The organism is Gottfriedia sp. NPDC057948 (genome assembly GCF_042887255.1).
Lineage (GTDB): Bacteria > Bacillota > Bacilli > Bacillales > Bacillaceae_G > Gottfriedia.
In genome coordinates this window covers 103,994-125,845 of the sequence record NZ_JBHVPN010000014.1, presented here as the reverse complement: position 1 = coordinate 125,845, position 21,852 = coordinate 103,994, and the positions used below count along the sequence as shown (strand labels likewise).

General features: G+C 32.2%; 17 protein-coding genes. 16 read left to right on the top strand and 1 reads right to left on the bottom strand.

Annotation, left to right across the window (positions count from 1 at the left end; translation table 11 throughout):
- The first annotated feature begins 137 nt into the window (after positions 1–137).
- The 4 genes from ACFVRR_RS18360 (at position 138) to ACFVRR_RS18345 (ending at position 4,073) form a co-directional block, all read left to right on the top strand.
- A complete protein-coding gene (locus ACFVRR_RS18360) occupies positions 138–1,349 on the top strand; it encodes an exo-beta-N-acetylmuramidase NamZ family protein (protein WP_387331503.1) in 1,212 nt (403 codons plus the stop codon).
- Between the two features lie 160 nt (positions 1,350–1,509).
- Positions 1,510–2,487, top strand: coding sequence for an ABC transporter ATP-binding protein (locus tag ACFVRR_RS18355; RefSeq protein ID WP_387331493.1), 978 nt, complete (start codon positions 1,510–1,512; stop codon positions 2,485–2,487).
- On the top strand, positions 2,484–3,287 hold the full coding sequence (locus ACFVRR_RS18350) for an ABC transporter permease (RefSeq protein ID WP_387331491.1): 804 nt from the start codon (positions 2,484–2,486) through the stop codon (positions 3,285–3,287). The genes ACFVRR_RS18355 and ACFVRR_RS18350 overlap by 4 nt, the downstream gene beginning before the upstream one ends.
- Before the next feature lie 3 nt (positions 3,288–3,290).
- Positions 3,291–4,073, top strand: coding sequence for an ABC transporter permease (locus ACFVRR_RS18345; RefSeq protein ID WP_387331489.1), 783 nt, complete (start codon positions 3,291–3,293; stop codon positions 4,071–4,073).
- Positions 4,074–4,435: 362 nt separating this feature from the next.
- Here the strand turns inward: ACFVRR_RS18345 and ACFVRR_RS18340 are convergent, their stop codons facing one another.
- Positions 4,436–5,101 carry a hypothetical protein gene (locus ACFVRR_RS18340; RefSeq protein WP_387331487.1) on the bottom strand — a complete coding sequence of 222 codons (666 nt, stop codon included), beginning with the start codon at positions 5,099–5,101 and terminating at the stop codon, positions 4,436–4,438.
- Positions 5,102–5,741: 640 nt separating this feature from the next.
- Here ACFVRR_RS18340 and mutT point away from each other — a divergent pair.
- The 12 genes from mutT to ACFVRR_RS18280 all read left to right on the top strand — a co-directional run bounded on the left by mutT (position 5,742) and on the right by ACFVRR_RS18280 (position 21,847).
- Positions 5,742–6,131 carry an 8-oxo-dGTP diphosphatase MutT gene (gene mutT, locus ACFVRR_RS18335; protein WP_387331485.1) on the top strand — a complete coding sequence of 130 codons (390 nt, stop codon included), beginning with the start codon at positions 5,742–5,744 and terminating at the stop codon, positions 6,129–6,131.
- A 203-nt stretch (positions 6,132–6,334) separates the two neighbouring features.
- Positions 6,335–6,730 carry a VOC family protein gene (locus tag ACFVRR_RS18330; protein WP_387331483.1) on the top strand — a complete coding sequence of 132 codons (396 nt, stop codon included), beginning with the start codon at positions 6,335–6,337 and terminating at the stop codon, positions 6,728–6,730.
- A 344-nt stretch (positions 6,731–7,074) separates the two neighbouring features.
- Positions 7,075–7,260, top strand: coding sequence for a rod shape-determining protein MreC (locus tag ACFVRR_RS18325; RefSeq protein ID WP_387331481.1), 186 nt, complete (start codon positions 7,075–7,077; stop codon positions 7,258–7,260).
- Positions 7,261–7,726: 466 nt separating this feature from the next.
- Positions 7,727–7,906, top strand: a complete 180-nt coding sequence (locus ACFVRR_RS18320; RefSeq protein WP_387331479.1) for a rod shape-determining protein MreC — start codon at positions 7,727–7,729, stop codon at positions 7,904–7,906.
- A 98-nt stretch (positions 7,907–8,004) separates the two neighbouring features.
- Complete coding sequence (locus tag ACFVRR_RS18315) at positions 8,005–8,748, top strand: MurR/RpiR family transcriptional regulator (protein WP_387331477.1); 744 nt, start codon at positions 8,005–8,007, stop codon at positions 8,746–8,748.
- 131 nt (positions 8,749–8,879) lie between these two features.
- A complete protein-coding gene (gene mngA / locus ACFVRR_RS18310; protein WP_387331475.1) occupies positions 8,880–10,817 on the top strand; it encodes a PTS 2-O-a-mannosyl-D-glycerate transporter subunit IIABC in 1,938 nt (645 codons plus the stop codon).
- Between the two features lie 15 nt (positions 10,818–10,832).
- Complete coding sequence (mngB, locus tag ACFVRR_RS18305) at positions 10,833–13,433, top strand: mannosylglycerate hydrolase (RefSeq protein WP_387331473.1); 2,601 nt, start codon at positions 10,833–10,835, stop codon at positions 13,431–13,433.
- Between the two features lie 399 nt (positions 13,434–13,832).
- Positions 13,833–16,427, top strand: a complete 2,595-nt coding sequence (locus tag ACFVRR_RS18300) for an McrB family protein (RefSeq protein ID WP_387331471.1) — start codon at positions 13,833–13,835, stop codon at positions 16,425–16,427.
- Between the two features lie 14 nt (positions 16,428–16,441).
- Positions 16,442–17,737 (top strand): McrC family protein, encoded by a 1,296-nt coding sequence (locus ACFVRR_RS18295; protein WP_387331469.1) that lies wholly within the window; start codon positions 16,442–16,444, stop codon positions 17,735–17,737.
- Positions 17,738–18,010: 273 nt separating this feature from the next.
- Positions 18,011–19,864: a hypothetical protein gene (locus ACFVRR_RS18290; protein ID WP_387331467.1), complete on the top strand. Its 1,854-nt coding sequence runs from the start codon at positions 18,011–18,013 to the stop codon at positions 19,862–19,864.
- A 14-nt stretch (positions 19,865–19,878) separates the two neighbouring features.
- A complete protein-coding gene (locus tag ACFVRR_RS18285; RefSeq protein ID WP_387331465.1) occupies positions 19,879–20,616 on the top strand; it encodes an OmpA/MotB family protein in 738 nt (245 codons plus the stop codon).
- Positions 20,606–21,847 (top strand): hypothetical protein, encoded by a 1,242-nt coding sequence (locus ACFVRR_RS18280; RefSeq protein ID WP_387331463.1) that lies wholly within the window; start codon positions 20,606–20,608, stop codon positions 21,845–21,847. The genes ACFVRR_RS18285 and ACFVRR_RS18280 overlap by 11 nt, the downstream gene beginning before the upstream one ends.
- Positions 21,848–21,852 lie beyond the last annotated feature (5 nt).

Below are 21,852 nucleotides of genomic sequence, written 5' to 3'. Positions count from 1 at the left end.
GATACAATAATTATACAAGAAAAAAGTGAAGGCTTCCTCGATAAATCGAGAAAGCCTTCACTTTTTTAAACCACAAGGACTTTTTCAGTGGCCTCAGTAGAGGAGGGGGGAGATTGAAACGAGTATTTTTGCTCATTATGATTCTAGTACTTGCCCTTTGTACATGGCCTATCGAAAAAGATGTTTCTGCAAATAAGAAAAAGAATAAAGTAACTCCTGGAATTGAAGTTCTTTTAGATGATCAGAAAGAACTTTTAAAGGGAAAAAAAGTCGGCTTAATTACCAATCCTACGGGTATTGACTCAAAACTAAACAGCATTGTTGATTTGTTGTATGAGGATCCAGATATCGAACTAACAGCTTTATTCGGGCCTGAGCATGGAGTTCGCGGTGATGCCCAGGCTGGAAGTTATGTCGAATCGTATATTGACGATAAAACAGGACTACCTGTTTACAGTCTTTATGGAAAAACAAATAAACCAACAGCTGAAATGCTTAAAAATGTAGACTTACTTCTCTTTGATATACAGGACGTGGGTACACGCCACTACACATATATCTATACCATGGCATATGCAATAGAAGCTGCAAAAGAAAACAATATTCCAATTGTAGTACTTGATCGTCCGAATCCACTAGGTGGACCTTCAGTTGACGGACCTGTTCTCGAACCTAACTCCTCATCCTTTATTGGGATGTACCCAATTCCAACGAAGCATGGAATGACAGTGGGAGAACTCGCTACTTTCTTCAATAAAGAATATAAAATTGGAGCAGATTTAAAAGTCGTCAAAATGAAAGGCTGGAAACGTTCCATGGATTACGACGAAACAGGACTACCTTTTGTTTTACCATCACCTAATATGCCGACAGTTTCAACAACATTTATATATCCAGCAACTGGTCTAATTGAAGGTACAAATGTGTCAGAGGGACGCGGAACAACCAAGCCTTTTGAAACAATTGGCGCTCCATATATAAATGGAACAGACCTTGCAGCAAAGCTGAACGCATTAAGACTTCCGGGTGTGAAATTCAGATCGGCATCCTTTATACCAACATTTTCAAAACATGCGGGAATACTGAGCCATGGTGTTGAAATCTATGTCACGGACCGAGACAAATTAGAAGCGGTCTCAACAGGACTTCACATCATTAAAATGATTCATGACATGTACCCAAATGATTTTGAATTTCTATCAAACAACTTCTTTGATAAATTAATTGGAAACGACTGGATCAGAACAATGATTCTTGATGGAGCTTCCGTTACAGACATCATGAATAAATACGAGAAGGAACTGGATGAATTTAAGAAGGTTCGAATAAAGTATTTGATGTATAAGTGATTTACTAAAAAAGGATGAGATTAATTAATTTCATTCTTTTTTTGTTGCCAACTACTTTAATTTTTAAAAATTACTGAATAAACTGAAAAAAATATTGACGTGCCGATATTATGATGATAGTATTTTTCTTCCAGTCAAAAAATGTTAGGAGGCGAAAAAATTGATTACAGTAAATGGTTTAAGTAAATCCTTCAAGGTTGCGAAACGTTCTTCAGGACTTAGGCAGGCTGTGAAGGGGCTTTTTTATCGTGAGCATACGATTGTTGAAGCGTTGAATGATATTTCCTTCTCTATTGAACCGGGGGAAATCGTCGGTTATATTGGTCCGAATGGCGCAGGGAAGTCAACTACGATTAAAATCATGAGCGGAATATTGGTTCCAGATCGAGGGACGTGTAGCATAATGGGATACACTCCATGGAAGGAAAGAGCTTCCTATGTTAAACATATCGGTGTTGTTTTTGGGCAACGGTCTCAATTATGGTGGGATGTACCCGTCATAGATTCGTTTGAACTTCTACGCGATATTTATAAAATTCCTCAAAACGAATATCAAGATACTCTTGATCTACTGATTGAAACTCTCGATTTACAAAGTCTAATTCATTCACCTGTACGACAATTAAGCTTAGGACAAAGGATGCGTTGTGAAATCGCAGCATCATTGCTACATAGTCCTAAAATTTTATTTTTGGATGAACCCACAATTGGGCTAGATGCTGTTTCAAAAATTGCCGTACGCGAGTTCATTAAAAGGATAAATAAAGAAAAAGGCGTTACCGTCATTCTTACGACACATGATATGAATGATATTGAAGCTTTAGCTGATCGGGTTATTTTAATTGGTAAAGGAAGTTTATTGTTCGATGGTAACTTAAATGAATTAAGAAAACATTTTGGGACTCATAAAACGATTACGGTAGATTATCGAGAGGACCACAATCCATTTGAAATTCCTGGAACCACAATTATTTCATGGTCTTCTGAACGGGCAATTTTAAGTTTAGACACGGAACAAGTTAAAATATCTGATGTGATTTCTAGTTTATCCAGTAAAGTTGATCTACTCGATGTGACGATTGAAGCACAACCAATTGAAGAAATTATCGTTGGTCTCTACAAGGAGTTTCAAATATGAAGCCATATGTTTCTGTACTAAAATTAAGATTATTGAACGGAATGCAATATCGTTCAGCTGCATTGGCGGGGGTAGCAACACAGTTTTTCTGGGGATTTATGTACATCATGATCTTTGAAGCTTTTTATAGTCAAACAGTACATTCTCAACCACTTTCTTTAAAAGAAATCATTACATACTTATGGTTACAACAATCCTTTTTAGCTTTCATCATGCTGTGGTTTCGTGATAATGAGCTTTTTGATCTAATTACAACTGGGAATATCGCATATGAGCTTTGCAGACCATGCGAAATCTACGGATTTTGGTATTCAAAACTTTTAGCCCAACGCTTGTCGAGTGCAATTCTAAGGTGTTTCCCAATCCTACTAGTTGCATTCCTTTTACCTCAACCTTATAAAATGACGTTACCACCAAGTGTCTTAACCTTTGTGTTATTTTTACTTGCCCTGATTTTTGGATTACTTCTACTAGTTTCGATTTCAATGTTCATTTATATTTCAGTATTTGTGACAATGTCACCAATTGGTTCTTTACTTCTGTTTGGGGTTATTGGTGAATTTTTCTCTGGATTAACAATTCCGATTCCCCTAATGCCAGCTTGGCTTCAGACCGTTGCTTATTTCCTTCCGTTTCGATGGACAGCTGATTTCCCGTTTAGGGTTTACTCTGGGAATATTCCTCAAACTGAAGCAGTAATTGGTATCGTCATACAAATTATTTGGTTAATTTTACTTATTTGGCTAGGAAGAATTGCTTTTAATAAAGCCTTACGAAGAGTCGTGGTCCAAGGAGGTTGAGACATGGGACTATATTTTAAATATCTACTTATTCTCTTTAAATCACAAATGGAATACCGCACTTCTTTTTTTCTTTTAACAATTGGCCAGTTTTTAATCCCGTTCTCGATGTTTGCGGGTCTTTATTTTTTATTTGAACGTTTTGGACAAATTAAAGGATGGACTTTCTACGAGGTTGCGCTTTGTTTTGCGATTATCCATATGGCTTTTGCTTTAAGTGAATGTTTTGCGCGTGGATTTGACTCTTTTTCTAGTCTAGTAGCTAGCGGTAGCTTTGATCGAGTACTTGTTCGTCCTAGAAGTACGATCATTCAAGTTATGGGTTCTAAATTCGAGTTTACTAGAATTGGTAGATTGCTTCAGAGTTTAATTGTTTTGATTTGGGCATTAAATAATCTCCCCATCGAATGGAGCAGTATGAAAGTAGTAACCATTATTTTGATGATTATCAGCGGGGTCTTTATTTTTACCGGAATCTTTATCCTTGCTGCAACGATGTGTTTTTGGACAGTTCAAGGTCTCGAAGTGGTCAATATTTTTACAGATGGCGGTAGAGAAATGGCACAGTATCCATTAAATATCTATCAGAAATGGATAACGAAATTTTTTACATTTGTTATACCCTTTGGATGTGTGAATTACTTACCTTTAATGTACATTTTGGATAAGACGGAGGGGAAAGCGTATCTTTATATGTTATCGTCAATAGTGGGGATTATTTTTATTATACCTTGTTTACTAGTTTGGCAAATTGGAGTGAGACATTATCGATCGACAGGTTCGTAATACTTATCAAAAAAATCGCAATTCAATAGAAGGATTGCGATTTTTTTAATAGAATTACCATATATTATATTCATTGGATAATAGAAAATTTAGGAAGGAATTAAATGAAATAAATCAATATTGAAGTTGAAACTGTTAAACATACACTAGCGGTGATTATAAATCTTGCAAGATTTTTATTTTTCCAATTAGCATAGCTAAATATTAAAGTTGATAAAGCGAGGATAGTTTGATACCATATAGAAATTTTAAAACCATCTTCTTTAATCAAAAAAATGATTCCTATTATTATAGAAGGTATCCAGATTGAAAAAAATAATTTTTGATTTTGTGTTAGAGTTGTCATTGGCATCTTCCTTTAATTAATATGGTTTTTCTGCGAACCACCATGAACCAATATTGCTAAAAGATTTATCAAATGTGTTTTTTCCTAACTTGAAATTTAGTTTAGCATTCTGGTAGCGGTATTGATATAATAATTTACCATAGCCAGTGTTCACTTTATTTTTGGAACGATATGTTGAGTACTGCCAGTATCCATCTGATTTAGCTGTTGAAAAATACAGTGCCATTCCAATAACACTAAACCAAGCACTAATTTTTCCAGATATATCAGATTTTGCGATAGAAAATCCAGTTAGATAGGCTGCGCCTAAGATCCCACCTACAACGGTAACTAGCGCTCCTAAAGAGCTAACATTCTTAGAAAAATGTAATTTTGATGTTGAAACATATACTATTGATGTTGCTCCTCCTTCAGGTGTAGGAACATATCTCGCTGATAAATTGGCTGAATTTGCTATAAGAGCTTCATTTTCATCATAAAATTCTTCTAAATAAATTTCTCCTCTTTCACCGTTAAGTTCAAAATAGCTTTGAGTATTGTTATAAGTTAAACTATACGTTTTTCCTGTTTCAGTTGTAGTTTTTACATGAATAGTATTTTCGTCAATTTTTTCAAACGTCATGGTCATTTTTTCATCAAAGTTTGAAATATCGATTGTAATATCATTGTCTGTAAAATTCATATTAAACCTCCTTGATATATTAAGATAATTTCATGTTAACAGAGAAATAAACTGTTTTTACGAACAAATAGTGAATTATATTTGAACTTATTAGATTTATCAATTTATTGTAATTTAACTTAACTGATTGGATCATAAATTATTTCAATAAAGCACTACCGAGTACTTTTTGAATAGGTAAGTTCAACATAAAACTCAGTAAAGTCACTATGGTATTTAAAAATGAATGGAGGGATCTAATCATAATTAAATGAGTTTGGAGGACTATTCATTACAATTAGAAAAAGATGAACTAAAAAATAAGACTCATTCTGATGATAAAACTGGTATTCTTATTCATATTTAGAGCATACTAAAGAGTTCTTATTATCTTCTTACTTTTGAATTAGTCTTTCTATTTTCTTTGATAAAATATAAAGAGATAAAAAAGAGAGATAAAAAAGGAGGAGAATTGCATTTTGGGATAAAAAAAAAACAAAAATAAATCGGCTCAACCACACACACAAATAATAGATTTTGGGATGGGTAAGACGCTAGCTAAAATTGAAAAAGCAATTCGTATATTAGATAAAAGTGGGAAATAGTATCATGGCGGTATAAATAATAAAGTAATAATTAAATTAAAAGGAATTAGGAATCAATGAAAAAGCAAATTAAAGTAGTCGGAGCTGTCATACGAAACGATCAAAACCAAATATTATGTGCCTTACGTTCACCAGAAATGAGCATGCCAAATAGCTGGGAATTTCCTGGTGGAAAAATCGAAAAGAATGAAAAACCTAAAGAGGCGTTGGTTCGTGAAATACAAGAAGAATTAGGCTGTGAAATATCTGTAACCGAATTAGTTGAGGATGTCATACATGAGTATCCAAATATAATTGTAAATTTGATAACTTACGAAGCTAAGATTATAAGCGGTACGCCAGTAGCTAATGAGCATGCGAAGATCGAATGGACAGAAATTTCTGAGTTAAAAGAACTTGAATGGGCTCCAGCTGACCTTCCTACGGTTGAAAAATTGATTAGATAAAATATAAAATACTAGTATTTAAGTTATTGCTGAACGAAAAACGATAAAATTTAGTAATTTAGAATAATGTCGAACGAATGATAAAAGAAATATTTCTTTGGAAATTGAATTTATTTCCATATCCAATATAATAATAAATAAGCAACTATAGTGTACATACTAGATGAGTTAAGGAAAATTTTTGTAAAACATAGGAGGAAATTATGGGAAGATTAGTTCATTTCGAAATTCATGTTGATAACATGGAACGTGCAAAGAAGTTTTATGGAGAGGTATTTGATTGGACGTTTCAAGATTGGAGTGAATATGCAGGAATGCCATACTTTGGTGCAGTGACAGGTAATGAGGACGAAATGGGAATTAATGGTGCCTTAATGCAGCGCCAAAGTGCTCCTCCTGAAGCAAACCAACCATTAAATGGATATGCATGTACCATGGGAGTAGAAAATTATGACGTTACGGAAGCTAAAATTGTTGAAAATGGTGGCAAAGTAGCAATGCCTAAATATGCACTGCCTGGAATGGCTTGGCAAGGATACTTCATTGACACTGAAGGTAATATTTTTGGAATTCATCAACCTGATGCTAATGCGAAGTAATTAGTTATGGGTTTGATGTATAATTCATAAGTTTGATTTAAACTATAATTTATATATCTTTCAGCAACAAAAGTCAACTGTCGGCAGTTGACTTTTTATTTTTCAACTCTTAATTTATTGGTAATAATTAGGAATAATAAAAGGAGATTCTATTAAAATTGTTAAAACACAAAATTGCCATATTACCCTTCTTATTTAGGATATTTTTCATGATATTCTTAAATTGAAATTGTGACTTAAATAAATTAAAAAAAGAAAATGATTACTTAAATAAAAAAATGAGCAATGAAACATCTTTAAAAGCAAAGATAATTCAATTTACTATCGAAAATAAAGAATTAAAAATGCTAAAAGAAAGACTAAATAAAGAAAGTCAAATATACAAAATTGATGTAGCGATCGTCACAAAAAGAGCTTTTGATACTTGGAACAGCTTTGTTGAAATTAATAAAGAATCTAAAGATGGTGTGAAAATAAATACTAATGTAATGACATCTCAAGGAATAGTAGGTAAAGTAATCGAAGTCTAAAAGAAAAGTTCAAAGGTAGAACTATTAAGTGCGGTGAAATTTAACTCTTATATTTCAGTCCAACCAAAAATAATCATCAATTACAAGGTCTAATTAAAGGAGCAGATGAGAAAACTGGCTATGTGAACGACTCCACCACTTAGCTAACGCTTGAAGTGGGGGCTTCTCGATTCCGTGACGAAAGCAACCTTTCATCTCCACGAGCGTTACTTCCCACAGTTCCTGCGGTAGATGTCCAACGAATGGAGGTTCTTTCGTTACCTTAGTTATTTTACGAGTGGAAGGGGTGACGGGCTTGGTTTTCGCACTATGTCTTATTTGTCCACTCAACCTTATATAACTACTTACCAAAGAACAATTCATAAGAAAATCATAGCATATAACCATATGTTTTTCTATCGTAAAAAGGCAATTCATCTCCCACTTACCGTTGGACACGCTTGAGGAAGGAGACTTTTGCCTGATTATGTCAAAAATGACTCTTTTCAATGTAAATGATAAATTAAAAGCTGGTGAAATGATTGTTACCTCTGGTTTAGGTGGAATCTATCTACCGGGTATTGAAATAGGTAAAGTAAAAGAAGTTAAAATTGATAATTTAGGTCTAAATCAAACAGCATATATTGAACCTTTTATTGTTGAGTAAAAAATAAAAAGGAAAGAACAATAGAAAAAGAGAACAATGTTAGAGTTGTTCTCTTTTTTGCATAAATACTTCTAGTACATAAAAGTAGGTGTATGTTAATGTTACAATTTCAAGAAAGGATTCAAAAATATGAATATAAGCTAAACGATACGGATGATCAAATCGTCGAGTTCATCCTTAATAATAAAGAGGATGTTGTAGGCTTTTCAATACAGTATTTGGCTGCAAGGTTATTTACGGTTCCGAATACGATTACGAGATTATCTAAAAAATTAGGTTTTGATGGATACTCTCAGATGAAGAATAGTTTAAAAGAGGAAATGAATAGTCAAAGTATTTTTACTGAAGAAGATAGTTTAACTTATAACATACATAAAACAATTGGACTAATTGATCAAAATACGCTTTCCCTTACCACAAAATTAATTCAAGAAGCACGCAGGGTGCTTTTCTTTGCAGTAGGGGATACTGCACCTTTTTGTGAAATGATGATAAAAAATCTGAAAGTTGTCGGTAAACAAGCTGAGTATTATATTCACCGACACGATGTCTTATATGAGCTTTCTAAATTTGATTCTAAAGAGAATAATTTACTTTTTTTAATTTCATTATCTGGAGAAACAGCTCAAGTATTAGATGTTGCAGAATTAGCAAAGTTTAAGGGAATAAAGTTAATATCGCTTACTCATTTTAGTAAAAATCCTTTACAACAAATAGCAGACGTGAACTTGTATTGCTATTCTCCTAATAAAAAAATGAATGAATACAATGTAACGGATAAAACACCTTTATTGTTTGTTATTAGATCCTTATCAGAGTATTACTGGAAAACATTAAAATGATGTGTATAAATACACACTAAAAATAAAAATTTACTAAAAACTGTGTAAAAATAAGAAGTTTCCGGCTTCTAATTTTTTTTTTGATATGATGTATCCAAAGTAGTCCATTAATTAATGAAAGGGGTTACAGAATGCAATTAAATAAGTTAACTTCAGAAGCTTTAATTAGTACAAAAATGTCATTTTCATCTAAAGAAGAAATCATAAAATATTTAGTTAAAAAGTTGGCAACAGAAGGGAAAATCCATTCTGAAGAAGAGTTTTACAATGCGGTGATGGAAAGAGAAAATTTATCACCTACTGGATTTGAAGGTGGGCTAGCAATTCCACATGGCAAATCATCATCTGTTAAAGAGTCTTCGTTTGCGGTTGTTACACTTGAGAAACCAATGAATAATTGGGAAAGTGTTGATCCAAATAATCAAGTTGAATTAGTTATATTGTTAGCGATTCCAAAAGAAGAGGAAGGCACTACGCATCTTACTTTATTAGCTGAACTGGTTACAAGATTATCTGATGAAGAGTATAAAAATAATCTTCTACAAGCAAGAACAAATAAAGAACTATTTAATCGTCTTGATGCACCTTTATTACCTACTAATCTGAAAGTCTCTCCAAATGATGATAAAACAGTATTAGCTATTACAGCTTGTCCAGCTGGCATTGCACATACATATATGGCAGCGGAAGCACTCGTGAAAGCGGGAAATGAATTAGGTATTAATGTATTCGTTGAAAAACAAGGAGCCAATGGAATTGAAGATCGTCATACGTTTGATTTAATTAGAAAGGCTGATGCGATTATATTTGCGGTGGATGTTGCGGTAAAAGATGAAGAGCGATTCAAGCATCTTCCAAAAGTTAAAACATCTGTAGCAGCACCAATTCGAAATGCAAAAGGAATTTTAGAACAGGCTCTTCGAAAAGTGGGAAATGCGCCTAAATCAGAAATGGACGAAAGAGATGAGCAACATTATGAAGTAGAAACTAAAACTACTAAAACAGAAATTAAGGATTCTCTTTTAACAGGAATCTCTCATATTATCCCTGTGATTGTAGCTGGTGGTATGACATTAGCAGCGGCTGTCTTTATTGCTCAAGCATTTGGACTTCAAGATGTATATGCCGCAGAAGGATCATGGTTATGGCTATTACGTCAATTAGGTGGTTCTTTATTAGGACAAATCATGATTCCGATTTTATCAGCGTATATGGCCTACTCGATTGCAGATAAACCAGCATTAGGGCCAGGTTTTGCAGCAGGGGTTGCGGCTAATTTAATCGGCAGTGGATTTTTAGGAGGTATGCTTGGAGGATTACTAGCCGGTTATTTCTTAAAGTATTTAAAAGTAAAAGTGAAACCTAAAGGGACTTTTGCAGGCTTTGTTAGTTTCTGGTTTTATCCTGTAGTAGGAACATTAGTGGTTGGTTCAATTATGCTATTTGTAATTGGTAAGCCCTTAGCTTTCTTAAACGAAGGATTAATTGATTGGCTCAATGGAATGAGTGGGACAAACGCGATAATACTTGGAGCAATTTTGGGAGCTATGGTTTCATTTGATCTTGGTGGTCCAGTAAACAAAGCTGCTTACACATTCTGTATTGGTGCAATGGCGAGCGGAAATATTGTACCTTACGCAGCGTTTGCTTCTGTCAAAATGGTTTCTGCATTCTCCGTCACTGGAGCAACGATCATAGGTAAACATTTATTTTCCGAACAAGAAAAAGAAATTGGTAAACAAACTTGGTTACTTGGATTAGCTGGAATAACAGAAGGGGCGATTCCTTTTATGATTAACGATCCACTCCGAGTGATTCCTTCATTAATTGCTGGTTCGGCAGTAACGGGAGCGATTGTTGCTTACTTTAATATTGGTTTAAATGTTCCAGGTGCTGGGATTTTCTCATTAGCTTTACTTCAAGGGAAACCAACCATAGTAGCTGCAAGTATTTGGTTTGGAGCGGCCTTAATTGGAGCAGTTATTTCTACAATTTTACTAATCATGACAAGAAAACAAAAAATCGTTAAAGATATACAAGTAAAATCATCACAACAAAATGTAGCATAAGAGTGGAGGCACAAAATGAAAAAAGTTCATATCGTCCCACATATGCATTGGGACAGAGAATGGTATTTTACAACGGAAGAATCTAGAATTCTATTAGTTAATAATATGGAAGAAATTATGGAGATGTTAGAAACAAATCCTGATTATCCTTACTATGTATTAGATGGACAAACAGCAATCTTGGAGGATTACTTTGCAGTAAAACCAGAAAATAAAGAGCGAGTAAAAAAGCTAGTTCAAGAAGGGCGATTAATTATTGGACCATGGTATACGCAAACGGATGAAATGATTGTTGGTGGTGAGTCAATCGTTCGTAACTTATTGTACGGAATGAAGGATTGCGAAGAGTTTGGAGTACCGATGAAAATTGGTTATCTTCCAGATTCGTTTGGACAATCAGCTCAAATGCCGATGATCTTAAACGGGTTTGATATTAAGTATTCAATTTTCTGGAGAGGGACTTCTGAACGTCATGGTACAGACAGAACTGAATTTTATTGGGAGACAGATGATGGTTCGAAAGTATTAGTTCAATTGTTTCCGCTAGGGTATGCAATCGGTAAGTATTTACCTGAAGATGAGGAAGCACTACAAAATAGAATTGATAAGTATTTTACGGTACTTGATCGAGGTGCAACAACTGAACATATTATCTTACCGAATGGCCATGATCAAATGCCAATTCAAAAGAATATTTTTACAATCATCGAAAAGCTACAAAAACTTTATCCAGAGCGTGAATTTTTCTTAAGTAAATATGAAAATGTCTTTGAAAATCTAGAAGCACAAAAAGATCTAGATACATTGAAAGGTGAATTTCTAGATGGTAAGTACATGCGTGTTCATCGAAGTATTTACTCGACTAGAATGGATATTAAAGCAGCGAATACTAGAATTGAGAATAAAATCACCAATATATTAGAACCACTTGCTTCAATCGCTTATCGGTTAGGATTTGAGTATCACCATGGTTTGATTGAGTTAATATGGAAAGAAATCATGAAAAATCATGCACATGATAGTATTGGCTGTTGCTGTTCTGATAAAGTACATCGTGAAATATTAAATCGTTTTTATTTAGCTGAAGAAAAAGTTGATCAGCTAATTAATTTTTATAAACGTAAAATTGTTGATTCGATGGATACAACTAACGAGCATGATCGGATTACACTTTTTAACTTACTTCCTTATGAACGAACTGAAGTTGTGACAACAAACGTTATGACTAAGTTAAAATCATTTAAGCTTGTTGATCATGAATCGAATGAAATAGATTTCGAAATTATCGAAAGTAAGATTACTGACCCGGGCTTAATTGACCGTCAAATTGTTCATTATGGAAATTACGATCCTTTTATTGAATATACAATCCAGTTAAAAGATAAGATTCCATCAATGGGTTATAAGACCTATTTTGTAGAAGAAAGTGATGAAGTCTTAAAGAAGATAACTTATTTTACGAATGAGATTGAAACTGATTATTACAAGATTACCGTTAATTCGAATGGAACATTGAAAATTTTTGATAAGCAACATGAACAAAGCTTTACTAATGTGCTGCTTTTAGAAAATGGTGGTGATGATGGTGATGAATATGATTACTCGCCACTTCTAAATGAGGAGTTAATTTATAGTGATTCTGTTCATGCTGAAACAAATGTTCAGCAAAATCGGTATGGTGCAACGATTGATATTAAATATACATTGGCTGTTCCATCAAACTTAGAAAAACGGAAAGAACAAATTATTGATAGTGCTGTCGAGGTTCATATTCTAGTGAATGTTCCAAATCATAAGCCCAGACTTGATATTAATTTTGAAGTGAATAATCAAGCGAAGGATCATCGATTAAGAGTGTTAATTCCAGCGGGTATTGCTTCAGCTTTTTCAGTATCGGATAACCAATTTGGTTCAATTAAACGAGATGTGGTAGATCCGGCAATTCATGTCTGGGAGAAAGAAAATTGGGATGAGCGTCCAGATTCGATTTATCCTATGTTGAGTTATGTTGGTTTAACTAACGATGAATTTGGTGTTAGTGTATTAACTAACAGTACAAGAGAGTATGAAATTGTTGGTGATAAATTTGATACGATAGCGATTACTTTATTTAGGAGTGTTGGATTTCTTGGGAAAGAAGAGATGGTTCGTAGGCCAGGGCGACCATCGGGGATTAAGTTGCCTACTCCGGATTCTCAGATGATTGGGAAGTTGTCTTTGGAGTTTGCGATTACGACATATAATAAGGAAGAGAATGTTGCTCGGATTGTTAAGGAGTATACAACTCCAATTGTTGCTTATAATAAGATTCCTTTTGATGCTATGAAGTTGAATGAGTCTGAAGTGAAGACGCCGTTGGAGTTTAGCTTTTTTAAAGAGCGTTCTCAAAATGTTGTTTTAAGTACGTTGAAAAAGGCTGAAAAAGTAGATAAATTTGTCATTCGTTTTTATAATTCATCGGAAAATGAAGAGTATGCTTTTTTGCAATTTAATGATGAGATTCAACAGGTATACACTGTTAATTTAAATGAAAAAGTAAAAGAAGAGGTTTTAGTTAACAATCAGCAAGTAGGAATAAATGTGAGAACAAATCAAGTTAAATCGATTTTGTTTTAAACCTTATGAAATGAAGACACTGAAATTTTAGTGTCTTTTATTTTTTGGGGAAGAATTACAATGAAAGTATTAATTGCAATTATTATTGCTCGTCATTAGAAATTAGTGTAGCCATTAAAAAGTACTAATACCTTGACAGGGTAGGGGTCACTAGTTTTTTATATCCTAATTGAATTATCCCTAAAAAACAGCTCTTAATTCCTTTACAAAGAAGGAGTTAGTGCTTTTTGTTTTTAACGGTTTTTATTTTTCTAGTTAGGAGAAATAATATTTTTACTTATGAAATTACTCAAGCATTAATTTTCGTAATCCACTTATATGCCTTGGTGTAGTAAAATTAAACGTAATTATTCTTAATAAAAAACAATTGATATAATAACAAAGAGGTGACATATATATATGAACTTACAAGAAAAAATTGATAGCTCATATCCACGATACTATGATTACGAAGTAGAAATTACAAAAGACCAGTGGATAGAACTAATACAAGACAAAGAAATTTTTAAAGAAAAAAACATAGAGCACATGAAATGTGTTTATAAATTTGAAAATCACGCAGCTACATGTAAGGAAGTAAGTCAAATATTGGGAGGGACCGCCCAAACCTATAACGGTTTAGCAACTGCTTTAGCAAAAAGAATTGCAACAAAGCTTAATATTGAAAAATTACCTGCTAGAAAAGGTGACTCAGATGTATATTGGTGTATTTTATTTAATGGACAAGACGTTGCTGATAGTGACAGAGGTACGTTTGAGTGGAAGCTTAAACCAGAATTGGCCAATGCACTAAAAGAGTTATATCCCGATTTAGAATATCCTAAGCCAATTATTGAAAAGAAGTTAGATAATGTTTCAACTTCAATTTGGTTAGCAACAGCACTTCTTACATATATGTCATTTATAAATGATAAAGTATTATATGATACGAACATCTTTTTTGAAATTCCCAAAATACAGAAAGTAGCCAAACAGATATGTAGTAAAAAAATAGATCCGGCTAGACTTTCACAATGGTGCAATGGAGATCATAGTAATCACACTTATTGTTATTTAAGAACAGGTGAGAACTCACTTAGAAGATTAACTGCTCCTGGTGAGTTTGGAGGAGTAAAAGAAAGACCTGATGATTTGGATTTAAATATGAAATTTGAATTAGATGAAAGTATTATAAGTGTAAAAATGTTGCTTGATTTTGTGGATGGGGTGTATTCCAATTTGATTAATAGTGGTAATAATGAAGCGGATATTGATTTTGAATCAATTGTTAATTTTTTGCAATGGAATGCTGGTAACAAATATATAAAACCTGAAAAAGCAGACAAAGAAACAATCATTTTTTCAAATCAACAAAATATGAACATTAACCAAGTGGATTATATGAGTCAAGCTAGAGCATTAGGAATAAAAGCTAGAGGGAGCTTTATTGAATTAGGTAAAAGAACTATTAAAGGTTTTAATGAGTTTGAGATGGGAACATGTTCTAGTTGGGTTAATCAAGGTCAAAAAATCCCAGATTATTTTTGGATTGAATATAAGAAAAAAGGATTTCATGAAAGTAAATCGAGTATTTCATTATCCATTGCCAAAATAGAAGATCGTATTTTAATCTATGTTTCTGTAGAGGCACGGGATATAGGAAGTAATAAAGAAGATTTTGATAAACATAATAAGTTGATATATTTAGAAAAAAATGACCAGCTTATATATTATAGAGCACAAGTAAATAAAGAGGTTAATAAAATTTTGGATTACCCAAGAGAAGATATTATACGAATGGTAGAAAATAATGAACTAATTAAAGTTCAAGTAGAAGTTGCAATTAATGGACCATACGTTTCTACAAATACAGCTAGGATTGTAAATCAAATTAGAGAAGCATTTGTTAAACTAGAGCCTTACTATGATGTGACTATAGGAAATCAGAAAATAGAAACTAACCCAGGGAAAGAAATGCAAATTTATAACAGGGGTACTGAGGTAAATACAAGGTTTAGTTTAAACACTATACTATTTGGACCACCTGGAACGGGTAAAACTTATAATAGTATTCTCTATGCAGTAGCTATTTGTGATAAAACAGGTATTGAAGCATTAGAGAAGAAATCTTATGAAACAGTATTAAGTCGATATAAAGAATTAGTAAAAAGTAATAGAATTGCATTTACAACTTTTCATCAGTCTTATGGTTATGAAGAATTCATCGAGGGAATTAAACCAGTTATAAGTAATCAAAGTAGCACTTCTTCAACAGAGATACAATACGAATACTCTTCCGGTGTGTTTAAGAAGTTTTGTGACAAAGCAAATATAGAAAATCATGAACCACACGTTTTTATAATAGATGAGATTAATAGAGGTAATATTTCAAAAATATTCGGTGAACTAATTACACTTATCGAAAAAACTAAAAGAATTGGAGCAACAGAAACTGCTTCAGCGATATTGCCATATACAGGTGATGTTTTTGGGGTGCCAAGTAATGTATATATCTTAGGAACTATGAATACAGCTGACCGGTCAATTGCACTAATGGATACTGCTTTAAGAAGAAGATTTAAATTCATTGAAATGATGCCAGATTCCAATGTACTGACGGAATTAGGAATTAATCAAATTGAAGGAATCAATATAGCAACTATGTTAAGAGTTATTAATGAAAGAATTGAGTATTTGTATGATAGAGAACATACAATTGGACATGCATACTTTACAGATTTAGCAAAGAATCCTTCTTTAAGGAAGCTAGCTGAAATATTCCAAAATGGAATTATTCCACTTTTACAAGAGTATTTTTATGAGGACTATGACAAGATTCAATTAGTGCTTGGAGATAATGCCAAAATTGATGATGAGTATAAATTCATTCTTGATAAAGAATTAAAAGTAAAGAACGTATTTAAAGGTAATCCAGATATCGATTTGCCAGAAAAGAAATATATGATTCAGAAAGAGGCTTTTTATAAGGCAGATAGTTATATACAAATTTACTAAAGTTTGGTGAAGAGATGAACAGGCTGTTAGAGGTTCGAGAGTTTGAGGCAATTACTTGCAACGAGGATTATATGAATGATACTTCTTTAAAGTATTTAAAAGAAGAAATTTTTACCGAATTAGAAAATTACATCCTAGCATTTAACGAGAGAGGAGAAGCAGATGCTATAGACTTCTTAAAGATTGGTGTAAGACGTAATGTTGGAAAAGTTATTCAAGCACGGAATTATGTTGGAATTATTCAAACGAAAAGTAATTTCCAGCTACAAATACTTCCAAAGATTTCGAATAATGGCATAGAAGATACGAAGAAAACATTTCTTAGAATGCTTCGTAGTTTGAAGGACTTTCCAAGTAAAATATTTAACGAATCCTATTTAAAAATAGATCGAATGAACCTTTATGAGATCTTCATCAATATGTATATCCAAGAAGTACTTAACCTCATTAAAAAAGGATTACGTTCGTCTTATTTATCTAAAGAAGAGAACATAAATTTCTTTAAGGGAAAATTAATTGTTCAAGAGCATATAAAGAAAAACCTTATTCATAAAGAACGATTTTATATGAGATATGACGAATTTGGAATAAATCGTCCAGAAAATCGCTTGATAAAATCCACACTGTTGAAACTGCAAAAGTTATCGACTAGTGCTGCTAATATTAAAGAAATTAGACATCTTCTTACCAATTTAGAAATGGTTAAACCATCAACAAACTATACCAAGGATTTCTCAAAAGTTGTCATTGATCGAAATACAAAAGATTACGAAATGTTGATGCAATGGTCAAAAGTATTCCTGATTAATCAAAGCTTTACTACTTTTTCTGGAAATACCACATCAAGAGCGCTGTTGTTTCCAATGGAGAAAGTTTTTGAATCATATGTTTCTCAGAACTTAAAGCGAGTACTTGCTGATCTAGGTTGGGAGATTTCGGTACAAGATAAAGGATACTATTTATTTGATAATCCGAGGAAATTTGCTTTAAGGCCTGATATTGTTATTACACGGGATGATGGTAGTAGAATTATAATAGATGCAAAGTGGAAGTTACTGAATAATAATCCACAAAAGAATTATGGTATTTCACAGGTAGATATGTATCAAATGTATGCTTATTCGAAGAAATATGAAACAGCGGAAATATGGTTGTTATATCCTTTGAGTGATGAGATGGATAATACTGATATTAGTTTTGTGGCAAATAATCTAGAGTTTGTCGAAACTAATGTGAGAGTTTTTTTTGTGGATGTAACTAGGATTGGTGAAAGTTTGGGTTTGTTGAAGGAACAGTTGGTAAGAGTATAACATTTCATTTGTAAAGCCCCGTTAATGTCATTACATTACGGGGTGTTTTCGTGACTTTTACCAGGAATCCAATTGTGAAAAACTAATATACATGTGAAATTCGAAATTAAAAACTCTCAAGTATCTACGTGAAAATTTATAAAAGTTTTAAAAAGTATAAAATTGGCAACAATTGCATTATTTTTTTTCTGAATCTCATACTATTGAAATTGAAAAAGTATTATAATAATACAGGTTTATTAATAAAGTTTTAGAGACTTTAAGGAGGACTAAATGCAACAATATCTTAGCTTTATATTCATATTTTTAATGTTGGTTTTAGCAATATTTAGTATTAATACAATATACAGACCTTATCATATGGCGAGGAAAAGTGTAAATGAAATTATCATTAAACTTAAGGAATTAAGTCAATTTGATAATTTGGATCGTTTTTTAGAATTTGATAAATGGTTAGAAAGTAAGCAAAGTGAAGATTTTTATTTTTTGTATGTCATTCCCTCTTGGAAGAATTTTTTTAATAAATATAAACAGAATCAGCAAAATGGAGTAATTTTTACTCCAGATGTGTATGACTTTTTCTTAGAAGAAGAGTATTTAAGAAAGTTTGGTAAAAGGAAATTAGCTGAAACAGTACCAGGATTATTTCTTGCAATAGGAATTATAGGTACGTTTACTGGTATTGCATTAGGAGTAAGTGGATTGAAAGCCACTGGTGATGCAAGCACTATGAAGAATGGGATAAATATTTTATTGGAAGGAATGAAAGTTAAATTCATATCGTCAATTATTGGGATACTTTTATCAGGGGTATATCAATTTTTCGATAAGTTAATTTACTATCCTAATCTATTAAACGATTTCACAAATCTTAGAAGTGCACTTGATGAAACCTTCCCAACTCAAGAAGAAAGTATTGTATTACATCAAATGTTATTAAATCAAAAAGAACAAATGAGTGATTTCCAAACATTCATGACAGAAATGCTCATTCCAACTATGGTTTCTGGTTTTACGGAATCGATTCAGAACTCACTTGTACCACACTTAGATGAAACTAAGACAATGATGAATACAATGATAGAAAATTCTAGTGCATCTCAAATGGATACTATGAAGCAAATGACGAATCAATTTGTTACTTCACTTAATGAAATGACAGGTGATCATATGAGAGATTTAGGAGATGCTCTAAAATCAACTGTTGAATGGCAACAAAAAGTTCATAGCGAAATGACTGTATTAGTTGAATCTATGCAAAGTTCGGCTAAAGAACAATCTATATTAATCGATAAATCTACTACTCTTACAGAACGAATTAATAGTTATATAGAGCAAGTAACTGACTATCAAAGTCAAATGGAAAGCACAATTGCTCAGTTAAATGATTCTAATGAAAAGAATAGTGACTTACAGACTATTCTTACGGAACTTATTAGCAGCATGACAGATGAACGAAAAATATTCGATAATCAATTTAAACAGCACTTACAATTATTAGATGATAGTATGATTTCATTGTCTGGTCATACAGAATCTCAAGTATCGCTTAACGATAGATTATTAAAAAATCTAACAAGATTTAATGAATTAACTGATAAACAAATGAATGTTTCTGAATATTTAACAGAACAAATTGAGTTATCGAATGAGTCAACTTCAAAAATTAATTCAACTTTAGCTCATTTTGAAAAAAATGGTGAACTTATTGTAGCTATTCAGAATGAATTAAATGCATCACTTCAGATGTTACTAAATGAAAGAAAAATAGTTGATCAAGTTTCTTCTGATGTAAGCACTAGCCTTATTGCACAATTAAGAGATATGGATCAACGAATAGACACTTTAAACAATTTATGGAAATCTAGCTCAGATGTATTAAATTCTGTAGGTAAACAATTATCTACATCAATGGAACAGTTTACAAGTGAAATGCATAAAGGACTTGAATATACATTTGGTCAGTTTGATGAAGAACTTTCAAAATCTGTTCAATATCTATCTAAAGCAGTTGATTCCATCAATGAAAGTGTAAGTGGGGTTAGTGATTTACCTGCTGCGATGGATAAATTGAAAAATACAATTAACTCAATTAATAAACTAAATTTAACCACAAATTCCAAATAAGGTGATGAAATATTATGGCTAGAGGTTTTCGCAATATTAGGCGATACCCTTCTGTCGGGCATGAAGAAGAGAAGGAAAGTTTTTGGGTATCATATACCGACCTGATGTCTGGATTAGTTATTATTTTTGCTTTAGTATTAATGATTGCAATGTTTACAATGCAAGACTCGTTTGAGAAATCACAAAAAACGATTGAAGAAAAAAATAAAGTAATAGAAGATATAGTAGGAGTTAAAGCAAAGCTGATTGACCAACTAGTAAAAGAGTTTGATAATTCGAATTTACAATTACAAGTCGATCCAAATACTGGGGCAATTCGGTTTTCCGGTGGTGTTTTCTTTGCATCAGATAGTACAGAGATAACCCCACAAGGACGGAAGTATCTTGAAGAATTTATTCCAAAGTATGTAGATATTTTAATGTCTAAGGAATTTAAAAATGAAGTATCTCAAATAATTGTTGAAGGTCATACAGACAAACAAGGCACTTATTTATATAATCTAAATTTATCTCAAGGAAGAGCGCTATCTGTTGTGCAAGAAGTTTACTCGCCTGATTTTCCAAAGTTTAAATACCAGAAAGAGTTGAGTAGTATAATTACAGCCAATGGTCGTTCATATAGTGTACCAATCAAAGGGAAAAACGGGCAGATTGATCCTAATAAATCTAGGCGTGTAGAGTTCAAATTTAGATTAAAAGATGATCAAGTTATTGAAAAAATAAATGAAATGGTGAAAGCAAATGAGCGTTAGTTCGAAGTTTTATCATTTTTCATTTGCACCTAAAAAACTAGTAGTTGAACGAGATAAAATTGAAAAGAAATTTAAAGATTTAGATGATACATTAATAGAGACTGGTACTATTATTAAATTACCTCAATTACTAGAATTAATTCGAAAAACCCAAATTAAAGATATAGAAAATATACTATCTAAATTCAGTAACTTTGATATAAGGGTTATGATGTATGAATATCCATTCACAAATGAGAAACATGATGATCAAATTAAGATAAACCATATTTTAACAGCTTTGTACAAAAGCGAGTTTGGAAAAATCATTTGGAAATTATATCAAGAATATTTTTCTAATGAATATCTTCAATCAATACTCATATCTTCGTATTCGAAAGAATCAGATAACTTTCTAGGTATGCCTGAAGATATATCAGTATTATTCGGTGAAGCTTTATTAAATAAAGCAGGTATCAATATGGGACTGGTTGATATAGCATTAAAATCAAGTGATATATTATCAAATGTATTTAAACAATTGAAAGTAGTTAAAGAAAGTTCGCTTGAAAGAAAATTAATTGAAGGTGTGCTATTAAAAGGTGTTAAATCGAATAAAATTTTTGAAACTGAAGAAATGAAACAAATAATTGAGTATTTAAATAAGATGCCATTAAACGTATACCAAAATATTTTAAAAAACTATATAGAGGTTAGAGAATATAAAAAGTTTGATGATGCGATATTAAAAAATGCTATAAATAGATTATTAAACCCAAAAGACGATGACAAGTTATGGGATTTTCTTGATGATACTTCAATGATTAAAGTAAAAAAATGGATAAACCAAGCCAAACTTAAAGAAGTATTTGAACAAGATAAAGATAATAAAAGGTTCGAGTATTGGAAAAGATTTAATGATTTCTTTGAAGATGTCGAAGTCATTAGAAATCCACTAGTAGCTTTTATGTATTTTAAGGATTTTGTGGTAGTTGAATTTGGAATAATGGGAGCAGCTTATTTCTACCATAAAACAGGATTTGATGAATTAATATATCCTAGAATTAATTCTTTTAAATTTAGAAATTCAAGAAGTAATTCTACTAAGGAAAATATGTTAAAGGAAACTATTACTGAATACCAAGGAATAGAATTATTTATTAATAAATTAACTCATCTTCCGGTCGATACATGGCCAGTGAAGAAGTTCGATCCCCAAATGAGTATTTATTTAAATGAATTACCAAAGTGAGGAAT

Bases quoted from the DNA above. Each gene is read 5' to 3' on its own strand.
- ACFVRR_RS18360 (WP_387331503.1), top strand. From the start codon at position 138: ATGATTCTAGTACTTGCCCTTTGTACATGGCCTATCGAAAAAGATGTT.
- ACFVRR_RS18350 (WP_387331491.1), top strand. From the start codon at position 2,484: ATGAAGCCATATGTTTCTGTACTAAAATTAAGATTATTGAACGGAATG.
- ACFVRR_RS18345 (WP_387331489.1), top strand. From the start codon at position 3,291: ATGGGACTATATTTTAAATATCTACTTATTCTCTTTAAATCACAAATG.
- ACFVRR_RS18340 (WP_387331487.1), bottom strand. From the start codon at position 5,101: ATGAATTTTACAGACAATGATATTACAATCGATATTTCAAACTTTGAT.
- mutT (WP_387331485.1), top strand. From the start codon at position 5,742: ATGAAAAAGCAAATTAAAGTAGTCGGAGCTGTCATACGAAACGATCAA.
- ACFVRR_RS18330 (WP_387331483.1), top strand. From the start codon at position 6,335: ATGGGAAGATTAGTTCATTTCGAAATTCATGTTGATAACATGGAACGT.
- ACFVRR_RS18325 (WP_387331481.1), top strand. From the start codon at position 7,075: ATGCTAAAAGAAAGACTAAATAAAGAAAGTCAAATATACAAAATTGAT.
- ACFVRR_RS18320 (WP_387331479.1), top strand. From the start codon at position 7,727: ATGTCAAAAATGACTCTTTTCAATGTAAATGATAAATTAAAAGCTGGT.
- ACFVRR_RS18315 (WP_387331477.1), top strand. From the start codon at position 8,005: ATGTTACAATTTCAAGAAAGGATTCAAAAATATGAATATAAGCTAAAC.
- mngA (WP_387331475.1), top strand. From the start codon at position 8,880: ATGCAATTAAATAAGTTAACTTCAGAAGCTTTAATTAGTACAAAAATG.
- mngB (WP_387331473.1), top strand. From the start codon at position 10,833: ATGAAAAAAGTTCATATCGTCCCACATATGCATTGGGACAGAGAATGG.
- ACFVRR_RS18300 (WP_387331471.1), top strand. From the start codon at position 13,833: ATGAACTTACAAGAAAAAATTGATAGCTCATATCCACGATACTATGAT.
- ACFVRR_RS18295 (WP_387331469.1), top strand. From the start codon at position 16,442: ATGAACAGGCTGTTAGAGGTTCGAGAGTTTGAGGCAATTACTTGCAAC.
- ACFVRR_RS18290 (WP_387331467.1), top strand. From the start codon at position 18,011: ATGCAACAATATCTTAGCTTTATATTCATATTTTTAATGTTGGTTTTA.
- ACFVRR_RS18285 (WP_387331465.1), top strand. From the start codon at position 19,879: ATGGCTAGAGGTTTTCGCAATATTAGGCGATACCCTTCTGTCGGGCAT.
- ACFVRR_RS18280 (WP_387331463.1), top strand. From the start codon at position 20,606: ATGAGCGTTAGTTCGAAGTTTTATCATTTTTCATTTGCACCTAAAAAA.